Source organism: Vibrio sp. 10N.222.54.A3, assembly GCF_041474095.1.
GTDB classification, from domain to species: Bacteria; Pseudomonadota; Gammaproteobacteria; order Enterobacterales; family Vibrionaceae; genus Vibrio; species Vibrio crassostreae_C.
Genome location: NZ_JBFRTN010000110.1, coordinates 1 through 14,659, shown reverse-complemented (window position 1 = coordinate 14,659; position 14,659 = coordinate 1). Strand labels below are relative to the sequence as shown.

Annotated in this window: 14 protein-coding genes and 1 other RNA gene; 9 read left to right on the top strand and 6 right to left on the bottom strand. The window is 44.6% G+C overall.

The window, feature by feature from the left end; all coding sequences use genetic code 11:
* Positions 1–317: 317 nt before the first annotated feature.
* The 4 genes from epd to mscS all read left to right on the top strand — a co-directional run bounded on the left by epd (position 318) and on the right by mscS (position 5,173).
* The gene (epd, locus tag AB4507_RS19875) at positions 318–1,367 is read left to right on the top strand and encodes an erythrose-4-phosphate dehydrogenase (protein ID WP_032545627.1); all 1,050 of its coding nucleotides are present in this window, start codon (positions 318–320) and stop codon (positions 1,365–1,367) included.
* Between the two features lie 166 nt (positions 1,368–1,533).
* Positions 1,534–2,697 carry a phosphoglycerate kinase gene (locus AB4507_RS19870; protein WP_017059064.1) on the top strand — a complete coding sequence of 388 codons (1,164 nt, stop codon included), beginning with the start codon at positions 1,534–1,536 and terminating at the stop codon, positions 2,695–2,697.
* Between the two features lie 155 nt (positions 2,698–2,852).
* Positions 2,853–3,929 carry a class II fructose-bisphosphate aldolase gene (fbaA, locus tag AB4507_RS19865; RefSeq protein WP_010435694.1) on the top strand — a complete coding sequence of 359 codons (1,077 nt, stop codon included), beginning with the start codon at positions 2,853–2,855 and terminating at the stop codon, positions 3,927–3,929.
* 377 nt (positions 3,930–4,306) lie between these two features.
* Positions 4,307–5,173, top strand: a complete 867-nt coding sequence (gene mscS / locus AB4507_RS19860; protein WP_017063201.1) for a small-conductance mechanosensitive channel MscS — start codon at positions 4,307–4,309, stop codon at positions 5,171–5,173.
* Positions 5,174–5,269: 96 nt separating this feature from the next.
* On the opposite strand, the gene AB4507_RS19855 is transcribed toward mscS, so the two are convergent.
* Positions 5,270–5,899, bottom strand: a complete 630-nt coding sequence (locus AB4507_RS19855) for a LysE/ArgO family amino acid transporter (RefSeq protein ID WP_017059061.1) — start codon at positions 5,897–5,899, stop codon at positions 5,270–5,272.
* 142 nt (positions 5,900–6,041) lie between these two features.
* Between AB4507_RS19855 and AB4507_RS19850 the strand changes: the two genes are divergently transcribed.
* Positions 6,042–6,938, top strand: a complete 897-nt coding sequence (locus AB4507_RS19850) for a LysR family transcriptional regulator ArgP (protein ID WP_372098709.1) — start codon at positions 6,042–6,044, stop codon at positions 6,936–6,938.
* A gap of 111 nt (positions 6,939–7,049) precedes the next feature.
* A complete protein-coding gene (locus tag AB4507_RS19845; protein ID WP_372183179.1) occupies positions 7,050–7,769 on the top strand; it encodes an oxidative stress defense protein in 720 nt (239 codons plus the stop codon).
* Positions 7,770–7,881: 112 nt separating this feature from the next.
* On the opposite strand, the gene serA is transcribed toward AB4507_RS19845, so the two are convergent.
* The 5 genes from serA to zapA form a co-directional block, all read right to left on the bottom strand.
* Entirely contained in the window at positions 7,882–9,111 is a 1,230-nt protein-coding gene (gene serA, locus AB4507_RS19840; RefSeq protein WP_372183177.1) for a phosphoglycerate dehydrogenase, read from the bottom strand.
* Between the two features lie 261 nt (positions 9,112–9,372).
* Positions 9,373–10,029, bottom strand: a complete 657-nt coding sequence (gene rpiA / locus AB4507_RS19835) for a ribose-5-phosphate isomerase RpiA (protein WP_017059057.1) — start codon at positions 10,027–10,029, stop codon at positions 9,373–9,375.
* Between the two features lie 102 nt (positions 10,030–10,131).
* The gene (locus AB4507_RS19830) at positions 10,132–10,731 is read right to left on the bottom strand and encodes a 5-formyltetrahydrofolate cyclo-ligase (protein WP_017059056.1); all 600 of its coding nucleotides are present in this window, start codon (positions 10,729–10,731) and stop codon (positions 10,132–10,134) included.
* 6 nt (positions 10,732–10,737) lie between these two features.
* A non-coding RNA gene (gene ssrS / locus AB4507_RS19825) (6S RNA) lies at positions 10,738–10,921 on the bottom strand.
* A gap of 11 nt (positions 10,922–10,932) precedes the next feature.
* A complete protein-coding gene (zapA, locus tag AB4507_RS19820; RefSeq protein ID WP_004735366.1) occupies positions 10,933–11,241 on the bottom strand; it encodes a cell division protein ZapA in 309 nt (102 codons plus the stop codon).
* Positions 11,242–11,549: 308 nt separating this feature from the next.
* Between zapA and AB4507_RS19815 the strand changes: the two genes are divergently transcribed.
* From AB4507_RS19815 to AB4507_RS19805, 3 genes are read left to right on the top strand one after another with little or no spacing between them, the layout of a single operon-like run.
* On the top strand, positions 11,550–12,125 hold the full coding sequence (locus AB4507_RS19815) for a YecA family protein (RefSeq protein WP_017059055.1): 576 nt from the start codon (positions 11,550–11,552) through the stop codon (positions 12,123–12,125).
* A gap of 24 nt (positions 12,126–12,149) precedes the next feature.
* Positions 12,150–13,328 (top strand): 2-octaprenyl-6-methoxyphenyl hydroxylase, encoded by a 1,179-nt coding sequence (gene ubiH, locus AB4507_RS19810; RefSeq protein WP_372054670.1) that lies wholly within the window; start codon positions 12,150–12,152, stop codon positions 13,326–13,328.
* Positions 13,329–13,339: 11 nt separating this feature from the next.
* Positions 13,340–14,563, top strand: a complete 1,224-nt coding sequence (locus tag AB4507_RS19805) for an FAD-dependent 2-octaprenylphenol hydroxylase (protein WP_102321427.1) — start codon at positions 13,340–13,342, stop codon at positions 14,561–14,563.
* Positions 14,564–14,659: the final 96 nt, after the last annotated feature.

Below are 14,659 nucleotides of genomic sequence, written 5' to 3'. Positions count from 1 at the left end.
GTATGACAACGTTCGGCGAATCTGCACCAGCAGGCGAGCTATTCAAGATGTTCGGTTTCACTACTGAAAACGTAGTAAACACCGCGAAAGAGCTTCTTGCTTAATCATTGATTGCTAGCTTAGTGCTAACAATGAAATGAATAAAAAAACCGAGCGCTGAGCTCGGTTTTTTGTCTCTGGGATTTGTTTCTCCTAGACTCATCTCTATAAGCAACAGATCAATCTGTCATGAACAAGCTGAGTTATTCAAGTAATGCCTTTTGGGTAGGATTCAGTTATCATCTGTTGCACGAAATTTTGGTTAGATGTACGGAACTATGCTAAAAGTCGCGATAAATGGATTTGGACGAATAGGGCGTAACGTATTGCGCGCTGTCTATGAAAGTGGCAAAAGCCAACAAATCAAAGTAGTAGCGGTCAATGAGCTTGCTCAGCCTGACGCTATGGCTCACCTATTGCAGTACGACACCAGTCACGGCCGCTTCGGTAAGAAAATCTCTAACGATCAAGAGCACATTTATGTCCATCATGGCATTGGTGCTGAAGACAAGGGTGAGTTTGATACCATTCGTATCTTACATCTTGCTGATATTGAGCTGTTGCCTTGGCGTGACCTTGAGGTGGATATCGTTCTCGATTGTACCGGTGTTTATGGTTGCCGAGATGACGGCCTCGCGCACATTGCTGCAGGGGCGAAAAAGGTACTGTTTTCTCACCCCGGTGCCAATGACCTCGATAACACCATTATCTATGGTGTGAACCACGATACCATCGAAGCGGACCACCAAATCGTTTCCAATGGTTCGTGCACCACCAACTGTATTGTCCCTATCATTAAGGTTCTTGATGACGCCTTTGGTATCGAGTCCGGTACGATTACGACTATTCACTCTTCAATGAATGATCAACAAGTTATCGATGCGTACCACAGCGATTTGCGTCGTACTCGAGCAGCAAGCCAATCGATCATTCCTGTCGATACCAAGTTGCATAAAGGTATTGAAAGAATCTTCCCGAAATTTTCCAACAAATTTGAAGCTATATCTGTGCGTGTGCCGACGGTAAACGTAACAGCGATGGATTTAAGTGTCACAATTAATGCAAATGTGAAAGTTAATGACGTAAATCAAACCATTGTTAATGCATCCCAGTGTACATTACACAATATAGTTGACTATACTGAAGCGCCGCTCGTTTCCATCGACTTTAATCACGATCCCCATAGCGCAATCGTTGATGGTTCACAAACGCGAGTGAGCAACGGCCACTTAGTTAAAATGCTAGTGTGGTGTGATAATGAATGGGGCTTTGCGAACCGAATGCTGGATACGGTTCTTGCAATGCAAGCTTCTGAAGGCAAGAAGTAAGACCTAGAAGCAAATGTGCGGATTATTTATTTTTTAGCTTGAAATAAATACTAAGAGTCCACATATTATTAGTAGTGAAAGAATTACCAGTTGAATAATTTATAGGCTTAGCAGGGTTGCTGAGTTTCCAAAACTTTATATTTATTTAAATTTGAGAGGACAAATCATGTCTGTGATCAAGATGACTGACCTGGAACTTGCAGGTAAACGCGTATTTATCCGTGCTGACCTAAACGTACCAGTAAAAGACGGTAAAGTAACTTCAGATGCACGTATCCTTGCATCTCTACCAACTATCAAACTTTGCCTAGAAGCTGGCGCAAAGGTAATGGTTACTTCTCACCTTGGTCGTCCTACTGAAGGCGAATACAACGAAGAGTTCTCTCTAGCTCCTGTAGTTAACTACCTAAACGACGCACTAGACTGCGAAGTTAAACTAGCTAAAGATTACGTAAACGGCCTAGAGCTAAACGCTGGTGAACTTGTTGTTCTTGAAAACGTTCGTTTCAACAAAGGCGAGAAGAAGAACGAAGAAGCACTTTCTAAGCAATACGCTGCACTATGTGACATCTTTGTAATGGATGCATTCGGTACAGCTCACCGTGCTCAAGCTTCTACACACGGCGTTGGTACTTACGCTCCTGTAGCATGTGCTGGCCCTCTTCTAGCTGCTGAGCTTGAAGCGCTTGGTAAAGCAATGGACAACCCAGCTCGCCCACTAGTGGCTATCGTTGGTGGTTCTAAAGTTTCTACTAAACTAACCGTTCTAGAATCTCTTTCTAAAATTGCTGACCAGCTTGTTGTTGGTGGTGGTATCGCGAACACATTCATCGCTGCTGAAGGCCACAACGTAGGTAAGTCTCTATACGAAGCTGACCTAGTTGAAACGGCTCAAAAGCTAATGAAAGAGTGTGCTATCCCAGTAGCAACTGACGTTGCATGTGCTAAAGCATTCGACGAAAACGCAGAAGCTGAAATCAAGCACGTTTCTGAAGTTCAAGACGACGACATGATCTTCGACCTTGGTCCAGATTCAACTGCGGCACTAGCTGAAATCATCGGCAACGCGAAAACAATCCTTTGGAACGGCCCTGTAGGCGTATTCGAATTCAAGAACTTCGAAGCGGGTACAGCTGGTATCTCTAAAGCAATCGCTGAGTCTGCAGGTTTCTCTGTAGCAGGTGGTGGTGACACGCTAGCAGCTATCGATAAGTTCGGTATCAAAGCTGACGTTTCTTACATCTCTACTGGCGGTGGCGCTTTCCTTGAATTCGTTGAAGGTAAAGTACTTCCTGCAGTAGCAATGCTTGAAGAGCGTGCTAAAGCATAATTGATTTAGAAAGGCGAGATGTGAATCTCGCCTTTTAACGTTTGCTGCATATCACACTTTTTTGCTAGAATGGCATAAGTTGTGAGCAAACGATTGCAAGTTTTTAAACTTAAGTTTTTTAATCTTAAAACGATAGAATAAATAGGACTATTTCCATGTCTAAGATCTTCGATTTTGTAAAACCTGGTGTGATTTCTGGCGATGACGTACAGAAAGTATTTGAAGTAGCAAAAGAAAACAAATTTGCTCTTCCTGCTGTAAACGTTGTTGGTACTGACTCTGTAAACGCAGTACTAGAAGCAGCTGCTAAAGTTAAAGCTCCAGTAGTTGTTCAGTTCTCTAACGGCGGCGCTGCATTCTTCGCAGGTAAAGGCGTTAAACTTGAAGGTCAAGGCGCACAAGTTCTTGGCGCTGTAGCTGGTGCAAAATACGTACACGCTGTAGCTGAAGCTTACGGTGTTCCAGTTATCCTGCACACTGACCACGCTGCTAAGAAACTTCTTCCATGGATCGACGGTCTACTAGACGCTGGTGAAGAGTTCTTCGCACAAACTGGTAAGCCTCTATTCTCTTCTCACATGCTAGACCTTTCTGAAGAGTCTCTAGAAGAGAACATCGAAACATGTGCTAAGTACCTAGAGCGCATGGCTAAAATGAACATGACAATCGAGATCGAACTTGGTTGTACTGGTGGTGAAGAAGACGGCGTTGATAACTCTGATATGGACGCATCTGAGCTTTACACTTCTCCAGAAGACGTAGCATACGCTTACGAGAAACTAATGGCTGTTAGCCCACGTTTCACTATCGCTGCATCTTTCGGTAACGTACACGGTGTTTACCAAGCTGGTAACGTTGTACTTACTCCAACTATCCTACGTGACTCTCAAGCATACTGTGCAGAGAAGTTCGGTATCGCACCTAACGCTCTAAACTTCGTATTCCACGGTGGTTCTGGTTCTTCTGAAGCAGAAATCCAAGAGTCTATCGGCTACGGTGTTATCAAAATGAACATCGATACTGATACACAGTGGGCAACTTGGGACGGTATCCGTCAGTACTCTGCTGACAACTTCGATTTCCTACAAGGTCAAATCGGCAACCCAACTGGCGAAGCTGCTCCAAACAAGAAGTACTACGATCCACGCGTATGGCTACGTGCTGGTCAAGCTTCAATGGTTGCTCGTCTAGAGAAAGCATTTGCTGACCTTAACGCTGTAGACGTACTATAATTCTTTGAATTAAGTACTCTTTAAGTTTTAAAAACCCGCTCATTGAGCGGGTTTTTTTATATCTGATAAAAACTTGTACTAAATATGTGAAAAACCTAGCGTGCGGTGAATAAATTTCGTAGTCTTTTAGTTATCGGTATTTGTGTTTATCGGTAAGTTTTAATAATTCAAAAGCTTACATAAATATGACTTTGCAATCTGTCAAAGATAGGATATCGTGCCGAAAAACTGAACTTGGTTCAGTTTATAAAAAGGACTTGGCTTTAATTTACTTTTAACACAATGACTTAACGGTAATTACACTGTTTATTATATTGCAGAGTAAATGAGGCTTAAGGCAGTTTAGCCCATAGCATATTATATAGAGGATGCACATTATGGCTGATAGTTCGACAGCGATTGAGACTCCACTTGTGGATGGTTTGTCTCAAGCAGAGCAGTGGTTAACAAATAATTCAGATTTATTTATCCAATATGGCGTAAATATCATTTCAGCACTGATAATTCTATTTATTGGTAACCTTATTGTTAAAGCAGTAGCGAATAGCGTGTCTAAGGTTCTTCAGAAGAAGAAAATGGACCGAGCAGTTGTGGAGTTCGTCCATGGTTTAGTTCGTTACTTGTTGTTTGTGATTGTTTTAATTGCTGCACTTGGTCGTTTAGGTGTTCAAACGGCATCTGTAGTTGCTGTTATTGGTGCGGCTGGTTTAGCCGTTGGTCTTGCACTACAAGGCTCACTATCTAACTTTGCTGCTGGTGTACTTATCGTTGCATTCCGTCCATTTAAGTCTGGTGACTATGTGGAAATTGGTGGTGTGGCAGGTTCAGTTGATTCTATTCAAATCTTCCAGACGGTTCTAACAACGCCAGACAACAAAATGGTTGTAGTACCTAACGGTAGCGTTATCGGCAGCCCAATCACAAACTATTCTCGTCATGCGACGCGCCGTATTGATCTAATGATTGGTGTTTCTTACAACGCTGATCTTCAGAAGACAAAAGCGCTACTGACTAAGATCTGTGAATCTGATGAGCGTGTACTGAAAGAACCTGGCGTTCAAGTTGGTGTTCATACGCTTGCTGATTCTTCAGTTAACTTCGTTGTTCGTCCATGGGTTAGCACTGCTGACTACTGGAATGTTTATTTCGACCTGATGCAAGCAATCAAAGAAGGCTTGGATAACGAGGGTATCGAAATTCCATTCCCGCAAATGGATGTACACATGAATAAAGTAGAAGCTTAATTCCTAGTTAGTTTTTATAACTATAAGCTTTTATAAGGAAAGGCGGATAACTTAGGTTATCCGCCTTTTTTGTTGGTTTCATGAAGCTAAATAGATTTACCAGTATTGCTCAATAAGTCCATCGGTAAGCACCGTTGCTATGGCGAACATCATGGTTGCGACTGCGATATCAATGCCTTTCTTAACCTTAGGTTTAGATAGCGTCGGGCCTAGTTTTGCAGCGCCTAATGACAAAGAATAGAACCAGACGAACGAAGCCAATATAGTCCCCATAGCAAATGCAATTCTGTCGTTGCCTTCAAATTGCCCACCAATGGATCCAAGAATTACCACGGTATCCAAATAGAGATGTGGGTTTAATACTGTTACTGCCAATGCCCCTAAAATAACGGTGCGCTTGCCACGCGCTAATATCTCACCTTTCGACTCATCACTGGTGCGTACTTTGAATGCACTGCGTAGTGAGAGCAAACCATACACAGTCAGAAAAGCGATGCCACCTAGTGTCACTGAGGTAAGCAGTAATTCATTTTGCGACAAGATCGCTCCGCCGCCAAAAATGCCTAATGAGATAAACAGAGTATCGAGCAGGCTACAAATCGTTGCTGTCGTTAAATGATGATTGCGTTTTATCCCTTGATTTAGGACGTACGCATTCTGAGCGCCAATAGGGATAATCATACTTGCCCCTAGACCAAAACCTTGTAATAAAACCCAAAAACTCATTTTAACCTCCACTTATTTAACGATATTTACGTGCTATATGGCGAAGATACTCTGACCCTTTAAATAAGTATAATTAATGATTTTAATCCATTATTAGAGTTGCTAATGTGGTGATGAGTTAGCTTAAAAAGGAAGCAAATTGATGCGCGGATTGGATTATAAATGGATTGAAGCACTGGATGCTGTAGTAAAACAACGTAGCTTCGAAAGGGCTGCTGAGCAGTTATATATCTCCCAGTCGGCGGTATCTCAACGCATCAAACAGCTGGAAAGGTGGTTGGCTCAGCCAGCCTTGGTGAGAGAAAGCCCGCCTAGGCCAACGCCTGCGGGTAAAAAACTACTGGGCTTATATCGCCGTGTTCGTTTGTTAGAGCACGAGCTTGTGCCTGAGTTGATGAATGAAGAGGGTAATCAACCACTATCGATATCCATAGCCACCAACGCTGATAGTTTGGCGACATGGTTGCTACCAGCTTTGTCGGATGTGATTAAATCTCGCCAAGTCGAGTTGAACCTCGCGATTCATGGTGAGTCGAGAACCATTGAAAAGATTAAAAGTGGCGAGGTGGCCGGTGCAATCAGTTTGGAGTCTCAAGCGATTCCTGGCTGCAGTGCTGACTATCTCGGTAGGATGGATTATGTGTGCGTGGCTAGCCCTGACTTTCATCAGCGTTACTTTGCAGAGGGCGTAAACTACGCCACCTTAAGCAAAGCACCTGCGGTTTCCTATGATCAATACGATGATCTGCATAAGAAGTTTCTGCATGATCATTTTAACGTCCCGAGAGACAGTGTGATCAATCATACAGTCGGCAGTTCAGAAGCATTTGTGCGCTTGGCATTATCGGGTGTAGCCTATTGCTTGATCCCCCGATTACAGATTATCGATGAGCTCGAGTCTGGTGCTCTGATTGATATTACCCCTGGCTTTCTGCTCTCTTATCGCATCTATTGGCACCATTGGCAGCTTGAGAGCGGAGTATTAAAAGAGGTATCCCAAGCAATATTGAGTTTTGCTCACAATCACTTACCTCAGTAAACTGTTGGTTTTTTCAGCGTCAAAGTTCTGTTAGAAGTGTGTGCTCTGGATTGGCTAAACGATAAATTGCTCTATGATGAAAGGACATTTGTTTAGCATAGGTTATACCTAATGAAGCTTGTACCAAAGATGTTAGCAACGTCTCTTACTCTTACTCTTACTGCGGCGTTGAGTGCTGTGAGTTTTCCATCATTGGCTGACTCTCCATCCTTTCCTCATATTTCAACGACAGGCTATGGTGAAGTGATCGCTACACCTGATATGGCGACATTCTCTGTGAGAGTCGTGGAATCGACGATGACTGCTGAACAGGCTAAAAATACCGTTGATAAAGTCGTGACAGGCTTTCTAAACAAGCTGCATCAAGCTGGTGTTGATGAGGCGAGTGTACACAGCTCTAACCTGTATTTATCTCCTCAATATCATTACCCGAAAGATGGCAAACCGGAACTGGTTGGCTACCGCGCCTCACGTAATGTGACCGTTCAAGTGACTGAGCTAGCTAATCTTAATGAGTACATGGATATTGCGATTGGAGAAGGCATTAATCAGATCGACAACATCCAACTGCAAGTTCGCGACCAAGCTAAGTATCAAGAGCAAGCGCGCTTAGAAGCCATTAAAGATGCGACATCAAAAGCTAAATCATTGGCGAGTGGTTTTGAGCGCGAGTTAGGTGATGTATGGCGCGTGGATTACAACGCTCAATCTTCTCAGCCAGTACTCATGCGTTCAATGGCGATGGATGCAAGAACAGAATCGAACTCTTATGAAGACTCAACGATCACCATTCGTGATCGCGTGAATGTGATCTACCAGATCGAAGAGTAATGACAGTGCTATAGAAGGTTTTGGATCATGACGACCTAATTACCTACGATAGGCCAAATGCTAAAAAGGCTCTCATGATGAGAGCCTTTTTTATGCATTTTGAGTGCGATGATTAGTGAAGAAGACGAGCACGGATTGTGCCTTCGATCTCTTTCAGTTTAAGCAGTGCTTCTTCAGAGCGATCGGCTTCTACATCGATAACGACATAACCCATATCAGCCGCAGTCTGTAGGTATTGACCCGCGATGTTGATCCCTTCCTCAGCGAAGATGGTGTTGATCTGAGTTAGGATGCCTGGGCGGTTTTCGTGAATGTGTAATAAACGAGACGTTCCAGTATGCAGTGGTAGTGATACCTCAGGGAAGTTAACACTTGATAGCGTAGAGCCGTTATCAGAGTATTTCGCTAGCTTACCAGCAACTTCAACACCAATGTTCTCTTGTGCTTCTTGAGTTGAACCACCCACGTGAGGCGTTAGGATCACGTTATCGAACTGCATTAATGGAGACTCAAACGGGTCTGCATTGGTTTTTGGTTCTGTTGGGAAAACATCAATAGCCGCACCTGCAAGGTGTCCAGACTCCAGAGCGCTACACAGAGCAGGAATATCGACTACCGTGCCACGAGCTGCGTTGATAAAGATAGAACCAGGCTTCATGCGCTCGAACTCTTCTTTACCCATCATGTCTTTTGTTTCGTTGGTTTCAGGTACATGCAAAGAGATTACGTCACACTTGTTCAGTAATTCCGTCATGGTATGAACTTGCGTTGCGTTACCCAGAGACAGTTTGTTTTCAATGTCGTAGAAGTAAACACGCATGCCAAGGTTTTCAGCAATAATACCCAGTTGAGTACCGATGTGACCGTAGCCAATAATACCTAAACGCTTACCACGGGCTTCGTAAGAGTTGTCGGCACTCTTTTTCCAGATGCCACGGTGTGCAAGCGCGTTCTTTTCTGGAATGCCACGTAGTAGCAATAGAACCTGACCAAGAACGAGCTCAGCAACGCTTCGAGTGTTTGAGAACGGTGCGTTGAACACAGGGATACCGCGTTTTGCTGCTGCTTGAAGGTTGACTTGGTTAGTACCAATACAGAAACAACCGACGGCAACCAGCTTTTCAGCTGCATCAATAACTTCTTGGGAGATATTAGTGCGAGAACGAATACCAATGAAATGAGCATCTTTTACTGCTTCAAGAAGTTCATCTTCCGGTAGCGAGCCTTTGTGGTACTCAATGTTTGTGTAACCAGCGGCTTGCAGTACTTCTACAGAAGAAGGGTGAAGACCTTCTAGAAGTAGAATTTTAATTTTTTCTTTTTCCAGTGAAACTTTGGCCATTGTTCTCGTCCTTAAAATGGAAAGGTTGGGCAAATGCGGCGCACGTGCTACAAAATGGCTGAAAGGGGAACAAATTAACCACTTTGTTAGGAGACAAACGTTTTCCCTGTGCGTCTTCTGAACAATAAAGTAACAAAAAAAAAATGTTTTGGGTAAGAAAATTACGGAATAAGACATAATTTTACAGCAATAAAGCAAAAAAAACGGCGCCCTAGGGCACCGTATGTAATGAAGTAACAGAAAAACTCAATCTTCTATTATTTATTCTTCGATTTTTGCACCTTCAGGCGTGCCGGTGATAACCACATCAGCACCACGGTGAGCGAACAGACCAACCGTCACCACACCAGCTATACCATTGATGATATCTTCTAGTTGTTTCGGGTTTTCGATCGCCATGCCGTACACATCTAGGATCACGTTGCCGTTATCGGTTGTGCAGCCTTCGCGGTAAACTGGGTCACCACCAAGCTTAACCAACTCACGTGCCACGTATGAACGTGCCATTGGGATTACTTCAACAGGCAGTGGGAATTTACCCAACACATCAACTGCTTTAGTACCGTCAACAATACACACAAACTTATCAGAGATAGCCGCTACGATTTTTTCACGAGTCAAAGCAGCGCCGCCGCCTTTGATCATATCGCGAGTTGGGTTGATTTCATCTGCGCCATCAACATAGATGTCTAGCTTAGCGACATCGTTACACTCATACACTTTGATCTCTAGCTCTTCTAGTCGCTGCGTTGAAGCAACAGAGCTTGAAACCGCACCTTTGATTTTGTCTTTCATTGTGCCTAGTGCGTCGATGAAGTGATTTACTGTAGAGCCAGTACCTACACCTACAATGCTGCCTTCTTCAACATATTGAAGTGCTGCCCAGCCAGCTGCTTTTTTCATTTCATCTTGAGTCATGCCATTCTCCTGAATAAGGTCTTGCGCTTTGAATTAATCGTTCGCGTATTGAAGTTAACGTTTATATATCGAGGTTAACGTTTGCGGCGCGATTATAGCGCTTTAATGGTTGTTTTCCCATTGCCAAGTTTTACTCGGAGTCACGATTTTAGGTAACGGAATGTCCCATTCTTCAATCGGTAGCGTATCAACATGTTGGCAATCATGAGCCAAACCAATAGGAGCTGCACCTTCGCCCGTCTCGAACCACTTTGCCAAGGTGCGATCGTAATATCCGCCGCCCATACCTAAACGATGGCCATGGGAGTCAAAGCCGACAAGGGGCGTAAGAATAAGGTCGAGTTGCTGACAAGGTTTAACCAGCATTTGATTGAGCTGAGGTTCGACAATACCGTACTTATTCAAGACCGTCGGTGTGGTTGGCGAGTAGTGTAAAAACAGCAGGTGCCCGGCAGAGAAGGGGTGCAATACTGGTAAATAAGTTTGCTTACCTTGCGCCCATAACCATTCGATTAAAGGCTGAGTATCGAGTTCGCCATCGATAGAGATATAGAGGGCAATATGCTGAGCAGACTGAATTTCATCAAGCTGCATGCACTGCTTAACTAAGTCGATACCGGATTGAGTTTGTTGGTCGCCAGATAAGGCATTGCGTTTGATACGGATCTGTTTGCGAAATTCGCTGCGTGTGAGCGTCTTCATAAGAAGGGATACCCCAAAGTGCCGTTGAGAATAGATGGCCCTTGAACCAGCGAGTTCAAGGCGGATCAGCAATGATTACCGTAGGCTTCTCGGTCGGGCCGAGCATGCTCAATAGCACTCAAGTACTAACCCTTAGGGATTGCTTATCGGCTCGGGGACGTGAATCCTCTGACAAACACTCCAGGGTAAATTTTGTGTACGCTATTGCTGTCCGTGCTTAACTTTACTGAGGACATCTGAAAGTGATGTCGTGAGCTGTTCCATTCGCTCGGTCAGTGCGTTTTGTTCATCATTTGCTTCAAACTTCTTGGTTTGTAATTCGTAGCAAATATTCAGAGCTGCGATAGTCAGCAGCTTCACTTCATTGGTTACCTTAGTACGTTCAGCCATCTCTTTCAATCGATTATCAAGATCGGCCGCCGCTGCAATCAATGACTCTTCTTGCCCTGGTGGACAATTCACTCGAGTCAGTTTTCCTAATATTTCAACGTCTACCGCTTGATTACTCATGATGGATGAACTCTTTAACGCGCTATTTTAAGGCTGTTGCCCTTCGCCATTTTTTGAGAAAGAAAAAGTGCAAGTACCGATGAGGAAGCAATCTCCTCTGAGGGAGAAACTATAGGTAAACCGCTATTAAGATTCAAGCTTTTCAGAGTGACTGTTTGTAAATGAGAGCTTGAGCACACAGTAATTCAGCAAATTGAACAATTGGTAGTCAGTCATCCTTCAATTGCTGGGGATCGATGCTTACCAGAATTGGGGTGAAGTGGTACGATTATACTATCGATATAAAGAATAACTGAGCGAGCTATCTGATGAGCGAAACTACTTTACCTGACTACCTAACGGTTGCGACTGAACTTCAATCGGCAAGTCTAGCCGTAACCCCTGCTGAGATGCACGGTTTATTAACGGGTATGTTAAGCGGAGGCTTAAGCCTTGCAGATAAAAGCTGGCAACCACTGATCTTCGATTACACCAATGAAGGCATGGGTTGGCCAGATCGCGCATTAACGCTAGCGGAAGCGACACTGAAAGTAACGACCAGTGAAATCACAGGTTCGGGTATGGAATTGTCTATGTTGCTGCCTGACGAAGACGCAAGCGCAAGCCTATTTGACTTGGCTGATGGTGTGTCTGATTGGATTAACCATTTCATTACTGGTCTAGGCTTGGTTGGCGCTCAATTGAACAAAGCGTCTGACAGTACAAAAGAAGCATTAGCTGATCTAGAAGAGATGGCTAAGCTAGGCATTGACGAAGAAGATGATCTGGAAGAGCAAGCGCAGCTTCTAGAGCACGTTATTGAGCATGTAAAAGCGTGTGCACTAACGATTCATGCTGAATTTGGTGCTCGCCCATCTGAAGATGCGGCGCCTACCATTCATTAATTCGTTGGCCGGTTTGAGGTTATGATGGCTCAGTATGATGTTGTAATTGCTGGTGGCGCAATGGCAGGGGCAACCTTAGCCCTTGCTTTGAATCACCTAAGCCAAGGTTCACTGTCGATTGCGGTAGTGGAGCCTTATCAGGTTGATCATCAAGCTCACCCTGGGTTTGATTCTCGTTCGATTGCTTTGTCCTATGGCACGGTGCAGATCCTGGATTCTTTGCGCTTATGGCAATCTATCGCTCCGGTCGCGACCCCGATTAAAGATATCCATGTTTCGGATCGCGGGCATGCCGGAATGACAGACATCTACAGTGAAGAGCTTGCTGTAGATGCGCTTGGCTACGTGGTCGAGTTAGCAGATGTGGGTCGAATCTATCAGCAGAAACTTGAATCAGAAGCGGCAATTACCATGCTTTGTCCTGAGTCTGTTAGTAAAGTTGAACGTGAAGAAGCGTTGACGACGATTGAACTGACAAGTGGGCAAACAGTAACCACTAAGTTACTGGTTGCTGCTGACGGTGCAATCTCAACCTGTTGCCAACAGCTCAATATCTCATTGAGTGAGCACGACTTTGAGCAAGTCGCTGTGATTGCCAATATTGTGGCGAGTGAACCTCACCAAGGTCGCGCATTTGAGCGTTTTACCCATCATGGGCCAGTTGCTCTATTACCGATGAGTGACAACCGTTTATCGTTGGTTTGGTGTTTAACACCAGAGCAAGCACAAAAAGTGATGACGCTAAACGACAATGAATTTCTTGAGCAATTGCAGAATGACTTTGGCTGGCGACTTGGCCGATTAGAGAAGGTCGGCAAGCGCGCGAGTTACCCTCTGATTCTTCGTCACCGACAGCAAAATATCTCTCATCGATTTGCCATTGTTGGTAATGCTGCTCAAACGCTTCACCCAATTGCGGGGCAAGGCTTTAACCTAGGCATCCGAGATGTGGCTTCCTTGGCAGAAGAGTTGTGTACCCAGTTAGATGATGTAGGTCGTTACCGTGGTCTTGTTAACTTTAGAAAGCGTAGAGAACAAGACCGAGACGCAATGATCACGTTGACTTCAAGCCTAGTTCACCTGTTCTCAAACGATTATATGACCGCTCGCATTGGGCGTAATCTTGGGTTAGCCGTAATAGATAACCTTCCACCACTTAAAGGTCCACTTTTGCGTCATACGCTTGGCCTAGTAGAAAGATAAGGTAATAAATAATGATGCAAAGTGTTGATATCGCGATTGTTGGTGGTGGCATGGTTGGCCTAGCGCTTGCTGCTGCCCTAAAAGACAGTGACCTAAGAATCGCTGTCATTGAAGGCAGAGCGCCTAGTGAAGGGCTGAGTGAGCTGCCTGATGTGCGTGTATCCGCGTTGAGTCGTTCTAGTGAAGTGATTCTTCGTAACCTAGGTGCATGGCAAGGTATCGAACAAAGACGCGCTGCACCGTATCAAGCGATGGAAGTGTGGGAACAAGACAGTTTCGCTCGTATTGAGTTTGACTCGACACGCTTGGCTCAGCCTAATCTTGGTCATATCGTTGAAAACCGTGTGATTCAATTAGCGCTGCTTGATCAGGTTAAGAAACAAGACAACGTCAGCCTGTATATGCCCGCAACGTGTAAAACGATGGCGATTGGTGAAAGTGAAGCTTGGTTAACATTGGACAATGGTCAAGCACTGACAGCTAAGTTAGTTGTTGGAGCAGACGGCGCAAACTCTTGGGTTCGTAAGCAGCAAGATATCCCATTAACACATTGGGATTACGGACACAGTGCGATTGTCGCGAACATCAAAACCACAGAGCCGCACCACAGCGTTGCTCGTCAAATCTTCACGCCTCAAGGCCCATTGGCATTCCTACCAATGCAACCAAGCAACATGAGCTCGATTGTTTGGTCTACGGAACCAAATCGTGCCGAGAAGCTGGTATCCATGTCGGATGTTGATTTTAATAAGCAGCTAACGGCAGAGTTCGACTCGAAGCTTGGATTGTGCGAAGTGGTTGGTGACCGTTTTGCTTTCCCACTGCGCATGCGTTATGCGCGTGACTTTGCGGTAGAGCGTGTGGCTTTGGTTGGTGATGCTGCTCATACCATTCACCCATTAGCAGGGCAGGGTGTGAACCTTGGCTTATTAGACGCAGCAAGCTTAGCGCAAGAGCTGTTAAAGCTATGGTCTGCGGGTGAGGATATTGGCACCAAGCGTAATCTTCGCGGCTATGAGCGCTGGAGAAAAGCAGAGGCGGCGAAAATGATTGCTTCAATGCAGGGCTTCAAAGATCTGTTTGAAGGCGATAACCCAGCTAAGAAGCTGATTCGTGGTATTGGTATGAAGCTAGCGGGCCAATTACCGGGTGCGAAAGATGAGATCATGAAGCGCGCACTGGGTTTGTCTGGCAATCTTCCTGACTTAGCTAAGCGTCCAGTGACTCATCGATAATGACATAGTGTTCTGGTGGTTTATCGAATCATCATTGATACGAAAATTGGTACGAAAAAAGGGTTGGCATAATGCCAACCCTTTTTGTTTGTGCGC

Excerpts from the sequence above, each read along its gene's own strand:
- epd (WP_032545627.1), top strand. The coding sequence starts at position 318 with ATGCTAAAAGTCGCGATAAATGGATTTGGACGAATAGGGCGTAACGTA.
- AB4507_RS19870 (WP_017059064.1), top strand. The coding sequence starts at position 1,534 with ATGTCTGTGATCAAGATGACTGACCTGGAACTTGCAGGTAAACGCGTA.
- fbaA (WP_010435694.1), top strand. The coding sequence starts at position 2,853 with ATGTCTAAGATCTTCGATTTTGTAAAACCTGGTGTGATTTCTGGCGAT.
- mscS (WP_017063201.1), top strand. The coding sequence starts at position 4,307 with ATGGCTGATAGTTCGACAGCGATTGAGACTCCACTTGTGGATGGTTTG.
- AB4507_RS19855 (WP_017059061.1), bottom strand. The coding sequence starts at position 5,899 with ATGAGTTTTTGGGTTTTATTACAAGGTTTTGGTCTAGGGGCAAGTATG.
- AB4507_RS19850 (WP_372098709.1), top strand. The coding sequence starts at position 6,042 with ATGCGCGGATTGGATTATAAATGGATTGAAGCACTGGATGCTGTAGTA.
- AB4507_RS19845 (WP_372183179.1), top strand. The coding sequence starts at position 7,050 with ATGAAGCTTGTACCAAAGATGTTAGCAACGTCTCTTACTCTTACTCTT.
- serA (WP_372183177.1), bottom strand. The coding sequence starts at position 9,111 with ATGGCCAAAGTTTCACTGGAAAAAGAAAAAATTAAAATTCTACTTCTA.
- rpiA (WP_017059057.1), bottom strand. The coding sequence starts at position 10,029 with ATGACTCAAGATGAAATGAAAAAAGCAGCTGGCTGGGCAGCACTTCAA.
- AB4507_RS19830 (WP_017059056.1), bottom strand. The coding sequence starts at position 10,731 with ATGAAGACGCTCACACGCAGCGAATTTCGCAAACAGATCCGTATCAAA.
- zapA (WP_004735366.1), bottom strand. The coding sequence starts at position 11,241 with ATGAGTAATCAAGCGGTAGACGTTGAAATATTAGGAAAACTGACTCGA.
- AB4507_RS19815 (WP_017059055.1), top strand. The coding sequence starts at position 11,550 with ATGAGCGAAACTACTTTACCTGACTACCTAACGGTTGCGACTGAACTT.
- ubiH (WP_372054670.1), top strand. The coding sequence starts at position 12,150 with ATGGCTCAGTATGATGTTGTAATTGCTGGTGGCGCAATGGCAGGGGCA.
- AB4507_RS19805 (WP_102321427.1), top strand. The coding sequence starts at position 13,340 with ATGATGCAAAGTGTTGATATCGCGATTGTTGGTGGTGGCATGGTTGGC.